We start from the raw sequence: 18,614 nt of genomic DNA, 5'->3' as shown, positions 1-18,614 counted from the left end.
GTAGGGCGGATTAGGCGCAGCCGTAATCCGCCGCAAGCATCGTCGAAAAGGTGGGCGGATTACGCTTCGATATCCGCCCTATGCTCATCTCACAACGGCAGATTGTCGTGCTTCTTCGCCGGCGCTTCCACCTTCTTGTCCTTCAGCATTGCCAGCGCGCGCGCGATCCGCTTGCGGGTCGAGTGCGGCATGATGACGTCGTCGATATAGCCGCGCTCGGCGGCGATGAAGGGTGACAGGAAGCGGTCTTCGTATTCCTTGGTGCGGGCGGCGATCTTGTCGGGGTCGCCGATGTCGCTGCGGAAGATAATCTCGACCGCGCCCTTGGCGCCCATGACGGCGATCTGTGCGGTCGGCCAGGCGTAGTTCATGTCGGCGCCGATTTCCTTCGACGCCATGACGTCGAAGGCGCCGCCATAGGCCTTGCGGGTGATGATGGTCACCAGCGGCACGGTGCACTGCGAATAGGCGAACAGCAGCTTGGCGCCATGCTTGATCAGGCCGCCATATTCTTGGCTCGTGCCGGGCAGGAAGCCCGGCACGTCGACGAAGGTGACGATCGGGATGTTGAAGGCATCGCAAAACCGAACAAAGCGCGCGGCCTTGCGCGACGCATCGCTGTCGAGCACGCCGGCCAGCACCATCGGCTGGTTGGCGACGAAGCCGACGGTGCGGCCGGCGATGCGGCCAAAGCCGGTAACGATGTTCTTGGCGAAGGCTTCCGCGATCTCGAAGAAATCGCCCTCGTCCACGACCTTGAGGATCAGTTCCTTCATGTCGTAGGGCTTGTTCGGATTGTCGGGGATCAGCGTATCCAACGACATGTCGATACGGGCGGTGTCGTCGAAGCTCGGCCATTCCGGCACGCCGTCGGTATTGTTCGACGGCAGGAAGTCGATCAGGCGCCGCATCTGCAGAAGCGTCTCGACGTCGTTCTCGAAGGCACCGTCAGCGATCGAGGAGCGCGTGGCGTGCACGCTGGCGCCGCCGAGCTCTTCGGCGGTGACAACCTCGTTGGTGACGGTCTTCACCACGTCGGGGCCGGTGACGAACATGTAGCTGGTGTTCTTCACCATGAAGATGAAGTCGGTCATGGCAGGCGAATAGACGTCGCCGCCGGCGCAGGGGCCCATGATGACCGAGATCTGCGGGATCACGCCCGAGGCGAGCACGTTGCGGCGGAACACGTAGGAATAGCCGGCGAGCGCGGCGACGCCCTCCTGGATGCGGGCGCCGCCGGCGTCATAGAGGCCGATGATGGGCGCCCGCGCCTTCATCGCCATGTCCTGAAGTTTCGTGATCTTCAGCGCGTGGGTCTCGGACAGCGAGCCGCCGAACACGGTGAAGTCCTTGGCGAAGACGAAGGTCTTGCGGCCGTTGACGGTGCCCCAGCCGGTGACGACGCCGTCGCCGGGGATCTTGTTCTTCTCCATGCCGAACTCGGTGGAGCGGTGCTCGACGAACATGTCGAACTCCTCGAACGATCCCTTGTCGAGCAGCAGCTCGATGCGCTCGCGCGCGGTCAGCTTGCCGCGGGCATGCTGCGCCTCGATGCGCTTCTCCCCGCCGCCGAGCTTGGCGCCGGCACGACGGTCTTCAAGGGCGTCCAGGATATGTTTCATTTGCTCCCGCCAGTTCTTAAGCCTTAAGTGATGCGGGTTCTAACACGGCATTTTGCAAGCCGGGAAGCGGCTTTCGGCGCCGCAGGGCTGCCCTGCCGCAGCGTGAAAGCGCAAGGAATTACAAAGTTTTGCCCGGGAGGCGAGGATGGACGAGAGAGCTGTTGACGCAGGCCACGTGACCGGCGGGGTCAGGATGATGCTGCGGCTGGAGGGGCTCGTTCTGTTCGCCGCCATGACGGCGCTCTATGTCGCCTGGGACGGCTCGTGGTGGGTCTACGCCCTGCTCTTCTTCGTCCCCGATCTGAGCTTCCTGGCCTATCTGTCGGACGCCAAATTCGGCGCGCTGGTCTACAACGCCGTCCATAGCTACCTCGCGCCGGTGATCCTGATGACGCTGGGTTTCGGCCTCGCCGCGCCCCTCACCCTGTCCATCGCCTTGATCTGGCTGGCCCATATCGGCTTCGACCGGGCGCTGGGCTATGGGCTGAAATATTCCGCCGGCTTCGGCTTCACCCATCTGGGGCGGATCGGCCGGCAAAAAGAGGCCTGACTCCCGGCACGAGCAGCGGGATGAGCACGATTTGCCCGTGCAGGTCGGTTGACCCGGCCGGGCGATTCAGGCTTGCTCCCCTTTCGATCAGGCGCCGAATGTTGCGTGAGCTCAGTCGGTACGGCGGCGGTCATCACGTCCGGCTGCAAGCATCACCTCATGTCCGCCACGGTCGTTCCCCTGCCTCCGAACAGCACGTCCGAGACCACCGACTTCCTGCGGCGAATGGCCAGCATGGTGTCGGGCCGGAACGGCGAGATGCTGCTGCGCGCGGCAAGCTTGATCGAGTCGCTGTCGCACCGGGCGATGTCCGCCGAGCGGCTCTATCACCAGGCGCAGGAAGAGAGCACGCGCAATGCCGAACGGCACGAAGCCGCCGAGCTCGCCTCCGACGCCATGGTTCGGCAGATCGAGGCGCTGCGGGCGCAGCTTGCGGACGTGACCGCCGCGGCAGCCGCCGAGCGCGACGCTTTCGACACCGAGCGCGGCAAGCTGCTCGGCCTGATGCAGGATGCGGAAAGCCATATCGGCAAGCTCACCACCGAGCTCGATGCATTGCGCGCCTCCGTCGATAGTTTCAACGAGACCGTCATCTCCGTGCCGATCGAGGTGCTGCGGCTGGCGCGAACGCAGTTCGATTATCTCTCCAGCGGCTTTGCGCGGAAGGGCGACGTGATCTCGCAGGCGATGAGCGAGATCGGCGGCTTTGCCATCGACCAGGCGCTGACCGCGAAGAAGCCGGCCGAAAAGGCGTGAGCCGCCGGCGCGCAAATTGACAGCGCGCGCGACCGTTGGTCTACTTCCCGAAAATCATAAGGGGAGGATCCGATGCCGACGGCATTCCGCGTCACCATGGCTCTCATCGCGCTCTGCGCTTCAACCGTGCTCGCCAGCGCGCAATCGCTCCCCAAGGAAGCCCCTGCCAGGACCGAGATCTTCCCGATTCCGTCGCTCACTCTCTCCGACCAGCAATTCCTCAGCGGCGATGCGGCGGCCGGCACGCCGGTCACCGTCGCCGGCGAATTCCGCGTCGCGCAGGGCACCGGCAAGATGCCGGTCGTGGTGCTGATGCACGGCTCGAGCGGCGTTGGCCCGACCACGGACGCCTGGGTGCGCGAATTCAACGCCATGGGCATCTCGACCTTCGTGATCGACGGTTTTACCGGCCGCGGGCTGACAGTCACGGGGCCGAACCAGGCCCTGCTCGGCCGGCTCAATCTGATCATCGACATCTACCGCTCGCTGGAGATTTTGGCGAAGCATCCGCGCGTCGACCCTGATCGCATCGTGCTGATGGGTTTTTCGCGCGGTGGCCAGGCGACGCTCTATGCGAGCCTCGACCGCTTCCACAGGCTCTGGAACAAGTCCGGCGTGCAGTTCGCGGCCTACATCCCGTTCTATCCGGATTGCTCGACGACCTATCAGACTGACACCGAGGTCGCGGCGCGCCCGATCCGCATCTTCCATGGAACGCCCGACGACTATAATCCCGTGAAGAGCTGCAAGGCCTTCGTCGAACGGCTCAAGGCCGCGGGCCGCGATGTGGTGCTGACCGAATACCCTGATAGCGCGCACGGCTTCGACAGCGGCCTGCTCGGCGTCAATACGGTCGTCGTGTCGGCCAATGCGCAGACGGTGCGCAACTGCCATATCAGGGAAGGCGACGGCAGCGTGCTGATGAATGCCGATACGAACGCGCCGTTCACCTACAAGGACGCCTGCGTCGATCTCAATCCGCATGTCGGCGGCAATCCGACGACGGCCGCGGAGTCGCGGAAAGCCGTGGTGGAATTTTTGCAGGCGTTGTTCAAGCTGGGATAGGCCCGCGTCGGCTCCGCAGACTCCGTCATTGCGAGCGCAGCGACGCGGGGAGAGAATGATGCGCTCTGGATTGGGATGACTCTTGGTTGAATCGCTGCGAGCACCGGACTCGGATCACCTCTCCCGTAGGGAGAGGTGAACTGCCGACCGGGGACTTGATTTCATCCACATCTAGCGCGCCCGGCCCGACAGCCGCAGCACGAACACGAGGACTTCGGCGACGGCCTTGTAGAGATCAGGCGGAATTTCCTCGCCGAGTTCGACCTTGGAGAGCGCGCCCGCCAAAATCTCGTTCTCCTCGATCGGGATATCGTTGGCCTTGGCAATCTCGACGATCTTGGCGCCGATCGTGCCCTTGCCCTTGGCCACGACCACGGGCGCGCCGCTGCCCTTCTCGTAGTGCAGCGCGATTGCGAGCTTGGAGTCCTCGCTCATGTGGCGCGATCCAGGAAGTGTCCGGCGCGGGCCGGCGCGGGCTGCGGCGGCGTGCCGTCGCGCACGATGATATCGCCAGGCTTGAGCTCGGCTTTGGTCAGCGCCTGATTGAGCTCGCCAATCCCGGCGCGTAGCTGCTGCGCCGTCGCGGGCCGCTCGGCCCACATCCGCACGAGGGTTTTGTCGCCATTGAGCGTGATCAGCGCATGCACGGGTCCGGCGGGCTCGACATTGAGCGTGAAGCGCGCGCGCCAGGCGCGCTTGGCGGGATCCGGCGTTTCGTTGCCGCCGTCGCGCGAGATCTCGAACTGGGCCATCGCGGTGCCCTGCGGGGTCGCAAACGGAATTTCGAAATTCCACTGTGGCGCGGCCGGATCGCTGCGATGGCCGCTGGCATCGACGCGGTCTGGCAGCGAGGCGACTTGCAACAGCGTCTGCCGCGCGATCGCCGCATCGGTGTCGTCGATCAGGCGATGCACGGTTGCCGCGAGCGGTGCGTTTGGTGGAAGCGATGGCGAGGCGATCGCTTGCGGCGACGGCAGCGCGCCGCGGAACGGCGGCGGCGTGGTCGTGCGTAGGGCCGTCTCGAAGACGTGGCCGTCGGGAACGGCCTTGGTGGCATCAGGCACATTGCCGGTCAGGCGCGGCAGGTCTTGCGTGACCTCTTGCAACAGGGCCGCGGCCAGGCCCGCGGACATCGCGCGCGGCACCGGCGCCTGCGGCGTTCCGCCAGCGCTGTCGGCCAGCACGGCGGCGGCGAGCGCGACCTCGCTTGGCCATTGTGGGGGTTGAGCAACCGCCCCACGTGACGGCAACGCAGCCGGCGCTGCCTCGCCCGCCACTTGCGGCGCTGAAACTCCACTCGGCAGACCAGCCGACGGGCTGGGCGCGGGTGCCCCGCCTTGCGTTGCGGCCTGCGGCGCGGCGGTCGCGAGCGTGCCTGATGTCGCCGCCAGCGTCTGGCGGAGCACGAGCAGCGCGGCCTTCAGATCCGGCACCGCTCCAGACGGCGGCGTCGCGCCTGAGGCGAGCGAAGCCTCGAGAAACAGGCCGGACTTCTGGAACGCGGATTCGATATCGCCACCGTCGAGGCCGGTGTCGAGCGGTGTCTGTTGCGCCAGCACGTCCAGCACGGCCTGCTTCAATCCGGCCGGCAAATCGCTGCCGGTGACGACTGACGCCAGATTGGCGAACAGCGGCGCCAGGCTGCCCTGTTTTGTGACCGCCTCGGCCGAGGCTGCGGTGACGGCGACCTGTTCAGCCGGCGTCAGGGGATTGCGGGCCGCATTGACCGACGGCACGAGCGAAGGACTGTCCACCAGCGAGGCCGCCGTCGGCGTCAGCGCGACCTGATCGGCGCTCGCCTCGCCTGCTCCGTTGACGATGGCCAGCTTGATGGTGCCGTTGTTCTGCGAGACCGCGAGCTGGAGATTCTGTCCTGGGGTCAGCGAGACCTCGGACATCACGTCCATCGACAGATTGGCGATCGCGATCCGCACCAGATTGTCGGCGAGCACGCTGACGACCCTGGCGTCGACCACGCTGCCGGCCTGAAGCACGAGATCGGGCGTTGCCGCATCAGCCACAGGGCTGGCGGCACTCACTGGAAGGATCGAGCTTATCGGCGTCGGCATGTCAGGGGCCCGGGGAACGCGAATCCCACCCTAGGGGCCCCTCGTAAACCTCTCGTTAAGGACCTTTGGCCGCGGGCGGCTTCACGGCCGTCAGTACGGCCACGGCGGCCTCGAAATCCCGCAGGCGCATGGCCCGCCGGGCGGCCGCTTCCTCGTCCACGCCCCATTGGTCGATGTTCCAGTCCTCGTCGACATGGGCGGCGGCCCAGACCTGGGCAGCGTCATGCACGCCATGGGCCAGCGCCAGGGCCAGCAGCGCCGATCCGGTCAGGGTCGTCACGACGTGGAGGGCGGCAACCGACCAAGGATCCTCCGGCAGCGCGCTGCGGGCCACCCGGAGCGCCTCGTCCGGCTGCTTCACATGGATGATGCCCTCGGAAAGGATGAAATGCGCCCCCAGCGCCTCGGCGGCCCAGAACAGCACGGGGTCCCAATGCGCGGCCTCGCGCGCGACCAGCCCTTCCGGGTGGCCGGCGCGATAGAACAGCAGGTCGGTCTCGAAGTACCTGGCGAGGTCGTCCATAACGAGCCCGACGCGGTCGACCACGCCCTCGACCACGCTGTTGGCGATCCGGGTCAGCGGCATGGTCACGGGATCGATTGTCTCGCCCTGGGCAGCCCATTCGGCGGCCACGGCATCGGCGAGCGCCCGCGACGGGATCACCACCTGGCGGGCGGAGGGCGTGCGGATCGGCTTGCCGTCGAGGGTGATGGCAAAGCCGCCCTCTGTCTCGGCGACGCCGGCCTCTTTGTAGAAGCGCTTGCGCAGCGGCGTCCGCGCCGACGCGCGCGCCGATTCCCGCGGATCCCGCGGGGGTTGGCTGGCTGCTTCTTCGAACAATTCGCGCATGTGAGGTTTCGGTCTCCGCCGCTGAATGCGGTTTTTTGAAGTAAGATCGGCTTTTAAGGTAAGCGCGTTTTAGGCCAAGAAGTTTTAGGCCAAGAATTGGAGCCGATAAAGCGGACGGCAGGCATGAGGGAACTTGGGGGTATTGCGGCCCTGTTCGCCGGGCTTTGGCTGGCCGCGGCCGAGGCCGGCTTTCGCACCCCGGAATCGCTGGTCCGCAATGTCTATGCCTATTACGGCGCGGGCGCGCCGGAGGTGTCGAAGGGCCTGCCGCGGGACGATGCGACCACCCGGCAGTTCTTCGACCCTTCCCTGCGCAAGGCGTGGTCTGCGCCGCGGAGCGAGCCGTATGATTTTCTGGTGCAAAGCCCGAGCTGGAAGCTCGGCCCTGTGACGATCGCTGTTATCCGCAAGCAATACGACAAGACCTATGTCGCTGCGAATTTCGACAATCACGGCCGCAAGGTCGTGCTGAACTTCATCCTGGTCAACGGACCCGAGGGCTGGCTGATCACTGACGTCGAGAGCCCGCATGACAGCCTGCGGATGTTTCTGGAACAGTTTCGGAATTGACTACTCTTCCGGCGCGTTCTCGATCGGATCGAACCGGCTCGCATCCAGCCCGAGCAGATTCCACGACTGCTGCATGTGCGGCGGCAGCGGCGCGGTGGCGTCGATCACCCCGCCGCGCGGATGCGGGATGACGATGCGGCGCGCGAGCAGATGCAGCCGGTTTTGCAGGCCGCCCGGCAACTGCCAGTTCTCGATGTTGAAATATTTGGGATCGCCGACGATGGGATGGCCGATATGCTCCATATGGGCGCGGAGCTGGTGGGTGCGGCCCGTGACGGGCTTCAGCGACACCCAGGTCAGCTTGTTGCCGGCGGTCTCGACCACCGCGTAGTAGGTGACCGCGTGGCTGGCGCCCTCGTCGCCGTGCTGGGCGATGCGCATGATGGTGTCGTCCTCGCTCTCCTCCTTCGCCAGGAAGGTCGAGATGCGCCCCTGCTTCGGCTTCGGCAGACCCGGCACCAGCGCCCAATAGGTTTTCCGTGCCGAGCGCGAGCGGAACGCGCCGGTCAGATGCGATGCGGCGAAGCGTGTCTTGGCTATCAGCAGGCAGCCCGCCGTGTCCTTGTCGATCCGGTGCACAAGCCGTGGCTTCTGGCCCTTGGAATCGCGCATCACCTCCAGCATCTGGTCGATATGTCGCGTCGTGCCGGAGCCGCCCTGCACCGCAAGCCCGAACGGCTTGTTCAGCACGAGAACGTCATCGTCCTCGTAGATCGTCATCTCCTTCAGCGCGGCAAGCGTCTTCTGCGCGCCTTCCGAGATCTCGCCCACGACCTTCGGCGCGTCGAGCTTCAGCGGCGGAATGCGGACGCTCTGACCCTCCTCCAGCCGATCCTTGCTGTCGACGCGCTTGCCGTCGACACGCAGCTCACCTTTGCGGACGACGCGCTGGATGTGGGAGAACGACAGGCCGGGAAAGCGCGCTTCGAGGAAGCGGTCGACGCGCATGTTGTTCTCGTCGGCCGTCACCTTGACGGTTTGCACCTTGGTCGGCAGCAGCGCCTCGACGGGCTTTTCCGGCGCAACCCGTTCAACCTCGGCCCTGGGTGGACGACGCTCGGCGCGCTCGCCCGCAAAGCGCGGCGGCTTGCTACCAGGCTTGGCGCCCGGACGCGGTCCAGCCTTCTTGGCGCTGCGCGCCTTGAACGGGCGCGATTCCTTGCGCTCGTCGCGCGAACGGGGCTCTTGATTGGTTCTTTTGATGCGGCGGCTCATGGTTGCCTGCGTACCCTAAAAGCCGGCTGCCGTCACGGCGAAATGGCCGTTTCTAGCGCGAACCACCCCGCTCCTTCCGCAGCTTGGCCCAGTAATCCAGCCGCTTCCTGATCTCCCGCTCGAAGCCACGCTCGGGCGGGTCGTAGAAGGTCTGGCGGCCGAGGGCTTCCGGAAAGTAGTCCTGACCGGAGAAGGCGTCGGGCGCATCGTGGTCGTATTCGTAGGCTGCGCCGTAGCCTTCCGACTTCATCAGCTTGGTCGGGGAATTGAGGATGTGCTTTGGCGGCAGCAGCGAGCCGGCCTGTTTTGCCACCTGCATCGCCGTGCCGAACGCCGTATAAACCGCATTCGATTTCGGCGCGGTGGCGAGATAGACCACGGCTTGCGCGATCGCAAGCTCGCCTTCGGGATGGCCGAGGAAGTCGAAGGCGTCCTTGGCCGCATTGGCAATGACGAGCGCCTGCGGATCGGCAAGGCCGATGTCCTCGACCGCCATGCGCACGACGCGGCGGGCCAGGAATAGCGGGTCCTCGCCGGCATCGAGCATGCGGCAGAGATAATAGAGCGCGGCGTCCGGATCGGAGCCGCGCACCGATTTATGCAGCGCCGAAATCAGGTTGTAATGGCCGTCGGCCGACTTGTCGTAGATCGGGGCGCGGCGTTGCAGAATGTCCTGCAACTGCGCGGCATTGAATATCTCGTCCGCGCGCGCCGAGCGCCAGACCTCTTCGGCGAGCGTCAGCGACGCGCGGCCATCGCCATCGGCCATGCGCACCAGCACCGCCCTTGCCTCCGCATCGAGCGGCAGCTTGCGGCCCTCGACCTCCTCGGCATGCGCAAACAGCTTTTCGATCGCCGCAGCATCAAGCGAGCGAAACACCAGCACCCGTGCGCGGGACAGAAGCGCCGCGTTGAGCTCGAACGACGGATTCTCCGTGGTGGCGCCGACCATGACGACGGTGCCGTCTTCCATGACGGGCAGAAACGAATCCTGCTGGGCACGGTTGAAGCGATGCACCTCGTCGACGAACAGCAGCGTGCCTTTGCCCATCTCGCGGCGGGCACGCGCGGCATCGAATGCCTTCTTCAGATCAGCGACGCCGGAGAATACCGCCGAGATCTGCTCGAAATGCAGATCGGTCGCATCGGCGAGCAGCCGCGCCACCGTGGTCTTGCCGGTGCCGGGCGGTCCCCAGAACACCAGCGATCCCAGCGTGCGCGTCTCCAGCATGCGCGTCAGCGCACCGTCGGGGCCGAGGATGTGATCCTGGCCGACGACCTCCGACAGCGCACGCGGCCGCAACCGGTCCGGCAGCGGATGCGGGGCTTCGTGATCGAGCCCCGCCGCGGCAAAGAGAGTTGGCGTCTGCTGTGGTCGCTTTGGACTCATCCGCCCAGCGTGACGTTGATCTGCTGGCCGCCGCGCACCAGCGTGATACGCCAGATCCGCTGGCTGACGCCCGCAGCCTTCTCGAGGTCGCCGGTCTTGCCAATCTTCTGGTTGTTGACGGCCAGGATGATGTCGCCCTTCTGGAAGCCGACTTGGGCGGCCGGCGAGTCGTCGCCGAGGTCGGTGATGACGACACCTTCGGTATCGGCATCGAGATGCAGTTCGTCGGCCACAGCAGGCGTGATGGTCGAGACCTTTGCGCCCTGGAACGGCGAGCGCGCGGTGACGACAAGCTCGTTACGGCCGGTATCAGGCGCGGTCTCGAGCGCGATCGCGAGCTTCAACGGCTTGCCGCCGCGCTGCACGTCGATTTGCGCGCTGCCGCCGATCGGACGGGTGGCGAAGCGGTAGTCGAACGCGTTGGGATCGTCGACGGTCTGACCGTCGATTCCAATGATGAGGTCTGAGGATTTCAGACCGGCCTTCGCCGCGGGGCCGTTGGGAACCACGCTCGCGACCAGCGCACCGGTGGGCGAGCGCAGACCGAGGCTCTCGGCGATCTCGGGCGTCACCGCCTGCAGCTTCGCACCGAGCCAGGGACGCTTCACCGCCTTGCCGCCGCCCTTGGCGGAGGCGACGACGACGCGCACCATGTTGGCAGGAATCGCAAAGCCGATGCCCTGCGAGCCGCCCGAGCGCGAATAGATCGCGGTGTTGATGCCGGCGAGCCTGCCGTTCATGTCGACCAGCGCGCCGCCGGAATTGCCGGGATTGATCGCCGCGTCAGTCTGGATGAAGAACTGATAGTCGGTGATGCCGACCTGCGTGCGCGCCAGCGCCGAGATGATGCCGTGGGTCACCGTCTGGCCGACGCCGAAGGGATTGCCGATCGCCATCACGACGTCGCCGACCATCAGTTCGTCCGAATTGGTGAATTCGAGCGCAGGAAACTTTTCCTTGGTGTCCTTCAGGCGGAGCACCGCAAGATCGCTGCGGGAGTCCTTCAAGACGATCTCGGCTTCGAACTCGCGCTTGTCCGACAGCGATACCTTCACCTGGTCGGCGCCTTCGATGACATGGACGTTGGTTACGACGAGCCCGGAGGCATCGACGATCACGCCCGAACCCAGTGACCGCTGCACCTGCTCCTGCTGCTGGCCACCGCCGAAGAAGCGACGAAAGATCGGATCGTCCAGCAGCGGATTGCGGTTCTGCACCACCTTCGCGGCATAGACGTTGACGACTGCCGGCTGCACCCGCTGCACGATTGGCGCATAGGAGAGCCGCAACTCAGCTGGCGACGAGGGGACGCGACGGTCCTGCGCCACAGCAGGATTGAAGTGGGCCGAAAAGCCTATGCACAATGCCGTGACGACGGCGGTCCGGTTCGCTCGAAACATTCCTACCTCTTGGAAAAGACGCCGGAATATAGGCGCGTTCGCAGCCCAATAGAAGGGCGCCGGACGGCAATATTCAGGCTCTTTCCGGTGTGTCCCGCATGCAAGCCCGGCGTGCGAATTGGCAATTTGCCTGGGCGGTGCATTGGCATGATGCGCATCATCCTGCATTCTCGTTCCGGCGGATTCGGTTGCGACGAATTTACATCAGTGGGAACCGCGCAACCGGCGCGCGCCGTCGCGGGACAGTCATCGATCATTCTTAGGCTCTCCGTTGCGACTTGGGGAAGTTGGTCAAAGGATGGAGTCATGACATGAGCAGGACGAGAATGGCGGCCACGGCGATTGGTCTCGCCGGGGTGCTGGCGGCCTCGCAGGCCCAGGCACAATCAGCGAGCAACAGCGATCAGGAGATCGCGCTTCTGAAGCAGCAGTTGAAGATGCTGGAACAGAAGCTCGACAAGCTCCAGAACCAGACCGCAGCGAACACCGCCGCCACGGCGAAAGCCAGGCAGGAAGCGAAGGCCGAGGCCAAGGCTGAAGCGCGCTCGGAGGCCAAGGCCGTTGTCGCCAATGCCAACGCAACCATTCCGGTCAAGGGCCCGGTCGCCCCGTCCGGCGTCGTGGTAACGATGCCGAACAACCGGCCGACCATCTGCACCGCCGATGGCGCGAACTGCGTCGCGATCACGAGCCGCGTGCACTGGGACGTCGGCGGCTACGACTACCGCCCCAATTCGGCAAGCACTGCGCCGCAGAAACTGGACAGCGGCGAAAACGTCCGGCGCGCGCGCATCGGTGTCGTCGGTAAATTCCTCGAAGACTGGAATTTTGCGCTGATCTACGACTTCGGCGGCTCTTCCGACGGATTTGGCGGCACCGTGGGCGCTGCTGCGACACCGCCCGCCGTTCCCCCCACGGTCGGACTGCTGCCCGGCGGAGGCACATCCGGCATCGAAAACGCGTTCATCAGCTACACGGGACTGAAGCCGTTCGGCGGCAAGATGGCGATCGAAGCCGGCATCATGGATATTGCCTGGACCATGGATGAATCCATGAGCTCCAACGACATTCCCTTCATGGAGCGGGCCTCGGTCGGCGTCATCGCACAAAACATCGCGGCTGGTGACTTCCGTTCCGCGGCAGGCGCGCGCTGGTACAACGACGTGTTCTACGCCGGCGCTTACGTGACCGGCCCAACGACGGGTGCCATTCATTCGGCGTCAAGCGCCGTACCAAACGGAACCAGCGAGCAGTACGGCGCAACCGCCCGTGTCGCAGGCCAAATCGTCAGCGGCAACAACTATTCGGTGCATCTCGGCGGCGACGCCGAGTGGCTGATCCAGCCGCCACGAAACCTGATCGCGAACACGCAGACGCTCGCGCTCAGCGACCGGCCCGAACTGCGCATCGACCCGACATCACTGATCGCAACCCCTGCGATCCCCAACGTCTCGGGCGCTCAGGTCTACGGTGTGGAAGCCGCAGCAACCTATGGATCGCTGTTCCTCCAGGGCGAATACTACTGGTTCAACGTCGATCGCAATGCGAACACTACAGCGGCGCCGGTCAGCAGGTCGAGCCTGAACTTCCAGGGTGGCTATGCCGAGGCAGCCTATGTGCTGACTGGCGAAGCTCGCAAATACAACCCGGGCAATGCCGCCTATGGCGGCGTCAAGCCCGATCATCCGTTCTCGCTCGACGGCGGTGGCTGGGGCGCCTGGGAAATCGCGGCCCGCTTCTCCACGATGAACCTGAACGATCAAATCGCGACCGCCGCCGGCGTCGCCGGCGGACGACAGGACGTCTACACCCTGGCGCTCAACTGGTACGTCAACGGCAACGTCCGTTTCATGCTCGACTATTTGCATGGCACCGTCTCCAAGCAACCGCTCCCGCCCACCCCATTCGCGAACACGGGCTCGAGCTTCGACGCCGTGGCAATGCGCACGCAGTTCGCATTCTGACGCAACCTCGTTCGGGAGCGGTATCGTACGCTCCCGAACATCTACGCCGCGCGCTTCTTTCTGACGGTCACCGGCGGCGGGGCAGAAGACAGCCGCTGCTGGTGGCTCTCGCCCCAGGCTTTCAGAATGTCGATCACCGGCCGCAAGCTCTCGCCAAGCTCGGAGAGGCAATATTCCACGCGCGGCGGCACCTCGGCATAGACCTTGCGGATGACGAGCTTGTCCTCCTCCAGCGCGCGAAGCTGCTTGGTCAGCATGCGCTGGGTAATGCCAGGCATCCGGCGCCGCAGTTCGCCGAAGCGCTGAGTGCCGCTCTGCAAGTGAAAGAGGATCACCCCTTTCCATTTGCCGTCGATCAGGTCCAGCGTCGCCTCGACCGAGCAGCCAGGACGCCGGGTAAACTCTTGCCTTTTCATGCGTGTTTTCCCAATGGTATCCAAACAGGGACTATATCCCTGAATTTACAGTACTTGCCAAATTAGAGCCAGCGCGACAGTTAGAGCGGCAGGCGAATACGCCATCTGATGGAGACAAACCATGAAGGCCGTCGGCTACAAGAAGTCGCTTCCGATCGACGATCAGGACGCGCTGATCGATTTTGAAACCGCCAAACCCGAGCCGCAGGCACGCGACATCCGCGTCGCCGTGAAAGCGATCTCGGCCAACCCCGTCGATTACAAGGTGCGCAAGCGCGCCGCACCGCCCGAGGGCGAGACCAAGATCCTCGGCTATGACGCCGCCGGCGTGGTCGACGCCGTCGGCCCCGAGGTCACGCTGTTCAAGCCTGGCGACGAGGTGTTTTACGCGGGCTCGATCCTGCGCCAGGGCACCAATTCCGAATTCCACCTGGTTGACGAGCGCATCGTCGGCAACAAGCCGAAGTCGCTGTCATTCGCACAGGCCGCCGCGCTTCCCCTCACCTCCATCACCGCATGGGAATTGCTGTTCGACCGTCTCGGCGTGGTGCCGGGCAAGAGCGTCGATCCGCGCACGCTGCTCATCACCGGCGGCGCCGGCGGTGTCGGCTCGATCCTGATCCAGCTCGCACGCCGCCTCACCGGGCTCACCGTGGTTGCGACCGCCACGCGGCCGGAGTCGCAAAAGTGGTGTCTCGATCTCGGCGCGCATGCGGTGATCGATCACGGCAAGCCGATGAAGGAGCAGATCGACAAGCTCAGGCTGCCGCCGGTCGCGCTGGTGGCAAGCCTCACCTTCACCGAGCAGCACTACAAGGCGATCGCCGAGTTCATGGCGCCGCAGGGCAAGTTCGGCCTGATCGACGATCCCGCGGAATTCAGCCTGAGCGCCTTCAAAGGCAAGGCGGTTTCCGTGCACTGGGAATCCATGTTCACGCGCTCCTCGTTCCAGACGCCCGATATGATCGCGCAGCATCATCTGCTGGGCGACGTCGCCGATCTCATCGACAAGGGCGTGCTGCGCACCACGCTCGACCAGACCTTCGGCACGATCAACGCCGCCAACCTCAAGCGCGCGCACGCGCTGCTCGAGAGCGGCAAGTCGCGCGGCAAGATCGTGCTTGAGGGCTGGTAGGCGACGGGTCTCGTAAGGTGGGCACAGGCGCTTGCGCCGTGCCTACCTTTCTTCGCTATCGTAGAATGCGAGACAAGGCCGACAACAGCCGGTCGATCTGCTCGTCCGTGCCCACAGTGATCCGCAAATAGTCCGAGATGCGCGCCGCAGAAAAATGGCGCACGATCACCGCCTGCTCCCGCAGCGCCGCCGCAAGCTTCGCCCCCTCATACGCGGGATGGCGCGCGAACACGAAGTTGGCCAGTGACGGCAGCACCTCGAAGCCAGCTTGCTTCAGCCCGAGGGTCAGCCGCTCCCTGCCCGCGATCACCCGAACGCGGCTCTGCTGGAAATAGGCTTCGTCCTCGATCGACGCGATCGCGCCGGCCTGGGCAGGCCGGCCAAGCGGATATGAATTGAAGCTGTCCTTCACGCGCGTCAGCGCGTCGATCAGGTCGGCATCGCCAACAGCATATCCGACCCGGAGTCCGGCCAAAGCGCGCGACTTGGACATGGTCTGCACGACCAGGAGGTTTGGGTGCGAGGCGACCAGCGGAATAGCAGTTTCCGCACCGAAGTCGACATAGGCCTCGTCGACGACCACCGGCACGTCCGGATGCTCGTTCAGCAACGTCTCGATCTCGGCGCGCGACAGCGCGATCCCCGTCGGCGCGTTCGGATTGGGGATGATGATCGCGCCGGCCGGCCGTTTGTAATCGGCGATGCGAATTCGCATGGCCGGATCGAGCGGCACGGTCTCGTGGGCGATGCCGAACAGGCGGCAATAGACCGGATAGAAGCTGTAGGTGATATCGGGAAACAGCAGCGGCGCATCATGCTTCAGCAGGGCAACGAAGGCATGCGCCAGCACCTCGTCCGAGCCATTGCCGACGAACACCTGCTCAGGTCTCACGCCGTGATAGGCGGCCAGGCTCGCCCGCAGCGCCGTTGCCTGCGGATCCGGATAAAGCCGCAGCGTATCGGCAGCCGCATCGCGGATCGCCGCCAGCGCACGCGGCGACGGACCGAGCGGATTCTCGTTGGTGTTCAGCTTGACCAGATCCGCCATGCGGGGCTGCTCGCCCGGAACGTAGGGTTTTAGATCATGCGTCAAGCTGCTCCAGAAACGGCTCATCTTACCTCCCCTTCGCGCGGATGCGTTGCCCGCTCGACGAAGCCCTTTGCAAGCGCGTGATAGATGCCCTCCTCGCAGATCATCCGCGAGACGAAATGCGCGATCAGCGCGGCCGCCATCAACGGCACGACCATGCCGCGATTGTCGGTCATCTCGGTCACGATCACAAAGGCGGTGATCGGCGCCTGCACGACGCCGGCGAAATACGAGACCATGCCAAGCAGCATGATCGCACCGAGCGGCGCGTCGTGGAAGAACGCGGCGATATTGCTGCCGATGCCCGCACCAACGGCCAGCGACGGCGAGAAAATGCCGCCCGGTATGCCGCTGATCGCAGCAAAGGTCGTCGCCAGCAGCTTGAGCAGGCCGAAGTCGCGCGGCAGCGGAGCGCCATGCTCCAGCGCCGTCTTCACCTGCTCATAGCCGGTGCCGTAGATCGTATCGCCCGACACAAGACCGCAGATCGCGACAGCGAGGCCGCAGGCGAAGGCGAACCAGAGCGGATGGCCCTTGATCGCGCGACCGAGCGGGTTCTTGAAGCCGCGCGCCATGGCGATAACGATGCGGCTGAACAGGCCGCCGGCGAAGCCGCCGACCACGCCACAGAGCGGAACGGCCAGCCAGTCGGTGCCACGCGAAAGCGACATCGCGCTGCTGCCGAAATAGGCGTAATTGCCGGCCAGCGCGAGTGACGTCAGGCCGGCCGCGATGACGGCTGCGATGATGAGGCTGGATGTGCGGGTCTCGAACGCGCGGCTCATCTCCTCGATGCCGAAGACGATACCAGCGAGCGGCGTGTTGAACGCCGCGGCGACGCCGGCAGCCGCGCCGGCGAGGATCAACCCGGGCTGGCGGCGTGGCGAGACACGGCCGAGCGCGAACATGATAGAGGCGCCCACCTGAACGGTCGGCCCCTCCCGCCCGACGGAGGCTCCGCACAGCAACCCGAACAGAGTGAGGATCATCTTGCCGATTGCGATTCGGATCGAGACCAGGCTCTCGCGCGCCGCCTGATCGGTCAGATGCCGCGCGGCAATCGCCTGCGGAATGCCACTTCCTTGCGCGTTCGGAAACAGGCGAATGGTCAGATAGGCGGACAGCATGAAGCCGAGCGGCGTCACCGCCAGCACGGCATAGCGCGATCTGGCCAGGAGCAGCGTAAAGGCGTGCTGCGCGAGATCGGCCAGCTCCGCCAGCGCCACCGCGGCGGCACCGACCCCGATGCCGCCGAGCAGAAAGATCGCCCGTCGCTGCCATCGCGCGGACGTCAGCCTGAACAGGCGTTTGTGGCGGGTCGAGAGCGGCCTGAGCATGGAGCCACCGTTCTAGCCGGTCGGGCCTCGAATTGAAGTGGCAAATGGGCAGAGCAGCTAGACCGGAGCCACGCCCTCGACGAACAACAGCCGCCGCTCCAGCGCGCCGGCGCGGATCTTCAACGCCTCGGCGTATTCCAGCGAGGCATACCATTGCTTCAGTCTCGCCATCGAGGGGAATTCGACGATGACGATCGCCTTCGGCGGAAGGTTGCCTTCCGCCAGCTCAGGCTTGCCGCCGCGAACGAGATAGCGGCCGCCATATTGTTCGATCGTCTTGGCGGCAAGCGTACGGTAGGCTTCGAACCCATCCGGATCGCGCATCTCGACTTCGGAAATCACATAGGCTGACATCGGTGCTCAGGCGATGGTGTTGACGATGCCGCCTTCCGCGCGCAGCGCCGCGCCATTGGTCGCCGACGCCTCCTTCGAGGCAACGTAAACCACCATGTTGGCGATCTCATCGACGCTGGCAAAGCGCTGGATCAGCGAGCTCGGCCGGTGCTGCTTGACGAAATTGGCGGCGGCTTCATCCAACGATTGGCCGTTCTGCCTGGCGAGATCCTTCACGAAAGTCTCGACACCCTCGGACATGGTCGGGCCAGGCAGCACCGAGTTCACCGTGACGCCGGTGCCGCGGGTGAGCTGCGCGAGGCCGCGAGCGACTGCGAGCTGGGCCGTCTTGCTCATGCCGTAGTGGATCATCTCGGCGGGAATGTTGAGCCCGGACTCGGAGGAGATGAAGACGATGCGGCCCCAATTGCGCTTGAGCATGCCCTTCATGTAGGCGCGCGACAGCCGCACGCCGCTCATCACGTTGACCTCGAAGAAGCGGCTCCAGTCCTCGTCCGGAATTTCGAAAAAGCCCTTGGGCTCGAAGATGCCGGCATTGTTGATGAGAATATCGACCTCGGGCAGGGCCGCGACGAGCGCGTTGCAGCCGGCTGCGGTGGAGACATCGGCGGCGATGCCCCGCGCCTTGGCACCCGCCCCTTCAAGCTTGCGGACGGCCGCATCGACCTTGTCCTGACTGCGCCCGTTGATCACGACGCTCGCGCCGGAACCGGCAAGGCCCTTGGCGATGGCGTGGCCGATGCCGGCGGTCGAGCCGGTCACGAGGGCCGTCTTGCCGGAAAGGTCGATCTTCATGAGTTATCTCCATTGATGTTGACGGAGATATCGTGC

The 18,614-nt window shown here is 65.0% G+C and carries 18 protein-coding genes; 6 read left to right on the top strand and 12 right to left on the bottom strand.

All coding sequences use genetic code 11. The annotated features are described in order from the left end of the window. Window positions 1–89: 89 nt before the first annotated feature. The gene (locus JQ621_RS17855; protein WP_212235966.1) at window positions 90–1,622 is read right to left on the bottom strand and encodes an acyl-CoA carboxylase subunit beta; all 1,533 of its coding nucleotides are present in this window, start codon (window positions 1,620–1,622) and stop codon (window positions 90–92) included. A gap of 145 nt (window positions 1,623–1,767) precedes the next feature. Between JQ621_RS17855 and JQ621_RS17850 the strand changes: the two genes are divergently transcribed. The 3 genes from JQ621_RS17850 (at window position 1,768) to JQ621_RS17840 (ending at window position 3,993) form a co-directional block, all read left to right on the top strand. Next, entirely contained in the window at window positions 1,768–2,172 is a 405-nt protein-coding gene (locus tag JQ621_RS17850; protein ID WP_212235965.1) for a DUF4260 domain-containing protein, read from the top strand. 159 nt (window positions 2,173–2,331) lie between these two features. Further along, window positions 2,332–2,928: a hypothetical protein gene (locus tag JQ621_RS17845; RefSeq protein WP_212236033.1), complete on the top strand. Its 597-nt coding sequence runs from the start codon at window positions 2,332–2,334 to the stop codon at window positions 2,926–2,928. Between the two features lie 72 nt (window positions 2,929–3,000). Beyond that, window positions 3,001–3,993: a dienelactone hydrolase family protein gene (locus tag JQ621_RS17840; RefSeq protein ID WP_212235964.1), complete on the top strand. Its 993-nt coding sequence runs from the start codon at window positions 3,001–3,003 to the stop codon at window positions 3,991–3,993. 171 nt (window positions 3,994–4,164) lie between these two features. On the opposite strand, the gene JQ621_RS17835 is transcribed toward JQ621_RS17840, so the two are convergent. The 3 genes from JQ621_RS17835 to JQ621_RS17825 are packed head-to-tail and all read right to left on the bottom strand — an operon-like array spanning window position 4,165 to window position 6,912. Further along, window positions 4,165–4,428 carry an EscU/YscU/HrcU family type III secretion system export apparatus switch protein gene (locus JQ621_RS17835; RefSeq protein WP_212235963.1) on the bottom strand — a complete coding sequence of 88 codons (264 nt, stop codon included), beginning with the start codon at window positions 4,426–4,428 and terminating at the stop codon, window positions 4,165–4,167. Next, entirely contained in the window at window positions 4,425–6,062 is a 1,638-nt protein-coding gene (gene fliK, locus JQ621_RS17830) for a flagellar hook-length control protein FliK (RefSeq protein WP_212235962.1), read from the bottom strand. Before fliK ends, JQ621_RS17835 begins: the two co-directional genes overlap by 4 nt. A 55-nt stretch (window positions 6,063–6,117) precedes the next feature. Beyond that, the gene (locus JQ621_RS17825) at window positions 6,118–6,912 is read right to left on the bottom strand and encodes an ATP12 family chaperone protein (RefSeq protein ID WP_212235961.1); all 795 of its coding nucleotides are present in this window, start codon (window positions 6,910–6,912) and stop codon (window positions 6,118–6,120) included. 123 nt (window positions 6,913–7,035) lie between these two features. Here JQ621_RS17825 and JQ621_RS17820 point away from each other — a divergent pair, with 123 nt between their 5' ends. Then, window positions 7,036–7,482: a hypothetical protein gene (locus tag JQ621_RS17820; RefSeq protein WP_212235960.1), complete on the top strand. Its 447-nt coding sequence runs from the start codon at window positions 7,036–7,038 to the stop codon at window positions 7,480–7,482. On the opposite strand, the gene JQ621_RS17815 is transcribed toward JQ621_RS17820, so the two are convergent. From JQ621_RS17815 to JQ621_RS17805, 3 genes are read right to left on the bottom strand one after another with little or no spacing between them, the layout of a single operon-like run. Then, a complete protein-coding gene (locus JQ621_RS17815) occupies window positions 7,483–8,697 on the bottom strand; it encodes an RluA family pseudouridine synthase (protein ID WP_212235959.1) in 1,215 nt (404 codons plus the stop codon). 52 nt (window positions 8,698–8,749) lie between these two features. After that, complete coding sequence (locus JQ621_RS17810) at window positions 8,750–10,087, bottom strand: replication-associated recombination protein A (RefSeq protein WP_212235958.1); 1,338 nt, start codon at window positions 10,085–10,087, stop codon at window positions 8,750–8,752. Continuing rightward, the gene (locus JQ621_RS17805) at window positions 10,084–11,487 is read right to left on the bottom strand and encodes a DegQ family serine endoprotease (RefSeq protein ID WP_212235957.1); all 1,404 of its coding nucleotides are present in this window, start codon (window positions 11,485–11,487) and stop codon (window positions 10,084–10,086) included. The genes JQ621_RS17810 and JQ621_RS17805 overlap by 4 nt, the downstream gene beginning before the upstream one ends. 311 nt (window positions 11,488–11,798) lie before the next feature. Between JQ621_RS17805 and JQ621_RS17800 the strand changes: the two genes are divergently transcribed. After that, window positions 11,799–13,451, top strand: coding sequence for an OprO/OprP family phosphate-selective porin (locus JQ621_RS17800; RefSeq protein ID WP_212235956.1), 1,653 nt, complete (start codon window positions 11,799–11,801; stop codon window positions 13,449–13,451). Between the two features lie 41 nt (window positions 13,452–13,492). Here the strand turns inward: JQ621_RS17800 and JQ621_RS17795 are convergent, their stop codons facing one another. Next, window positions 13,493–13,867, bottom strand: coding sequence for a winged helix-turn-helix transcriptional regulator (locus tag JQ621_RS17795; RefSeq protein WP_212235955.1), 375 nt, complete (start codon window positions 13,865–13,867; stop codon window positions 13,493–13,495). Between the two features lie 121 nt (window positions 13,868–13,988). Here JQ621_RS17795 and JQ621_RS17790 point away from each other — a divergent pair, with 121 nt between their 5' ends. Continuing rightward, complete coding sequence (locus tag JQ621_RS17790; protein ID WP_212235954.1) at window positions 13,989–15,002, top strand: zinc-binding alcohol dehydrogenase family protein; 1,014 nt, start codon at window positions 13,989–13,991, stop codon at window positions 15,000–15,002. Window positions 15,003–15,057: 55 nt separating this feature from the next. Here the strand turns inward: JQ621_RS17790 and hisC are convergent, their stop codons facing one another. From hisC to JQ621_RS17770, 4 genes are read right to left on the bottom strand one after another with little or no spacing between them, the layout of a single operon-like run. Next, window positions 15,058–16,116, bottom strand: coding sequence for a histidinol-phosphate transaminase (gene hisC / locus JQ621_RS17785; RefSeq protein WP_212235953.1), 1,059 nt, complete (start codon window positions 16,114–16,116; stop codon window positions 15,058–15,060). Continuing rightward, the gene (locus tag JQ621_RS17780) at window positions 16,113–17,429 is read right to left on the bottom strand and encodes a chloride channel protein (RefSeq protein WP_212235952.1); all 1,317 of its coding nucleotides are present in this window, start codon (window positions 17,427–17,429) and stop codon (window positions 16,113–16,115) included. Before JQ621_RS17780 ends, hisC begins: the two co-directional genes overlap by 4 nt. Window positions 17,430–17,486: 57 nt before the next feature. Beyond that, window positions 17,487–17,783, bottom strand: a complete 297-nt coding sequence (locus tag JQ621_RS17775) for a DUF1330 domain-containing protein (protein ID WP_212235951.1) — start codon at window positions 17,781–17,783, stop codon at window positions 17,487–17,489. 6 nt (window positions 17,784–17,789) lie between these two features. Continuing rightward, window positions 17,790–18,578 carry an SDR family NAD(P)-dependent oxidoreductase gene (locus tag JQ621_RS17770; RefSeq protein ID WP_212235950.1) on the bottom strand — a complete coding sequence of 263 codons (789 nt, stop codon included), beginning with the start codon at window positions 18,576–18,578 and terminating at the stop codon, window positions 17,790–17,792. Window positions 18,579–18,614 lie beyond the last annotated feature (36 nt).

It is taken from the genome of Bradyrhizobium manausense, from assembly GCF_018129685.1.
Classification (GTDB): Bacteria; Pseudomonadota; Alphaproteobacteria; order Rhizobiales; family Xanthobacteraceae; genus Bradyrhizobium; species Bradyrhizobium manausense_D.
The sequence above is the reverse complement of the archived record's forward strand: the minus strand, read 5'-3'. Positions and strand labels throughout refer to the sequence as shown.

Excerpts from the sequence above, each read along its gene's own strand:
- JQ621_RS17780 (WP_212235952.1), bottom strand. The coding sequence starts at position 17,429 with ATGCTCAGGCCGCTCTCGACCCGCCACAAACGCCTGTTCAGGCTGACG.
- JQ621_RS17805 (WP_212235957.1), bottom strand. The coding sequence starts at position 11,487 with ATGTTTCGAGCGAACCGGACCGCCGTCGTCACGGCATTGTGCATAGGC.
- JQ621_RS17800 (WP_212235956.1), top strand. The coding sequence starts at position 11,799 with ATGAGCAGGACGAGAATGGCGGCCACGGCGATTGGTCTCGCCGGGGTG.
- JQ621_RS17850 (WP_212235965.1), top strand. The coding sequence starts at position 1,768 with ATGGACGAGAGAGCTGTTGACGCAGGCCACGTGACCGGCGGGGTCAGG.
- fliK (WP_212235962.1), bottom strand. The coding sequence starts at position 6,062 with ATGCCGACGCCGATAAGCTCGATCCTTCCAGTGAGTGCCGCCAGCCCT.
- JQ621_RS17795 (WP_212235955.1), bottom strand. The coding sequence starts at position 13,867 with ATGAAAAGGCAAGAGTTTACCCGGCGTCCTGGCTGCTCGGTCGAGGCG.
- JQ621_RS17840 (WP_212235964.1), top strand. The coding sequence starts at position 3,001 with ATGCCGACGGCATTCCGCGTCACCATGGCTCTCATCGCGCTCTGCGCT.
- JQ621_RS17820 (WP_212235960.1), top strand. The coding sequence starts at position 7,036 with ATGAGGGAACTTGGGGGTATTGCGGCCCTGTTCGCCGGGCTTTGGCTG.
- JQ621_RS17835 (WP_212235963.1), bottom strand. The coding sequence starts at position 4,428 with ATGAGCGAGGACTCCAAGCTCGCAATCGCGCTGCACTACGAGAAGGGC.
- JQ621_RS17825 (WP_212235961.1), bottom strand. The coding sequence starts at position 6,912 with ATGCGCGAATTGTTCGAAGAAGCAGCCAGCCAACCCCCGCGGGATCCG.
- JQ621_RS17775 (WP_212235951.1), bottom strand. The coding sequence starts at position 17,783 with ATGTCAGCCTATGTGATTTCCGAAGTCGAGATGCGCGATCCGGATGGG.
- JQ621_RS17810 (WP_212235958.1), bottom strand. The coding sequence starts at position 10,087 with ATGAGTCCAAAGCGACCACAGCAGACGCCAACTCTCTTTGCCGCGGCG.
- JQ621_RS17790 (WP_212235954.1), top strand. The coding sequence starts at position 13,989 with ATGAAGGCCGTCGGCTACAAGAAGTCGCTTCCGATCGACGATCAGGAC.
- hisC (WP_212235953.1), bottom strand. The coding sequence starts at position 16,116 with ATGAGCCGTTTCTGGAGCAGCTTGACGCATGATCTAAAACCCTACGTT.
- JQ621_RS17815 (WP_212235959.1), bottom strand. The coding sequence starts at position 8,697 with ATGAGCCGCCGCATCAAAAGAACCAATCAAGAGCCCCGTTCGCGCGAC.
- JQ621_RS17855 (WP_212235966.1), bottom strand. The coding sequence starts at position 1,622 with ATGAAACATATCCTGGACGCCCTTGAAGACCGTCGTGCCGGCGCCAAG.
- JQ621_RS17845 (WP_212236033.1), top strand. The coding sequence starts at position 2,332 with ATGTCCGCCACGGTCGTTCCCCTGCCTCCGAACAGCACGTCCGAGACC.
- JQ621_RS17770 (WP_212235950.1), bottom strand. The coding sequence starts at position 18,578 with ATGAAGATCGACCTTTCCGGCAAGACGGCCCTCGTGACCGGCTCGACC.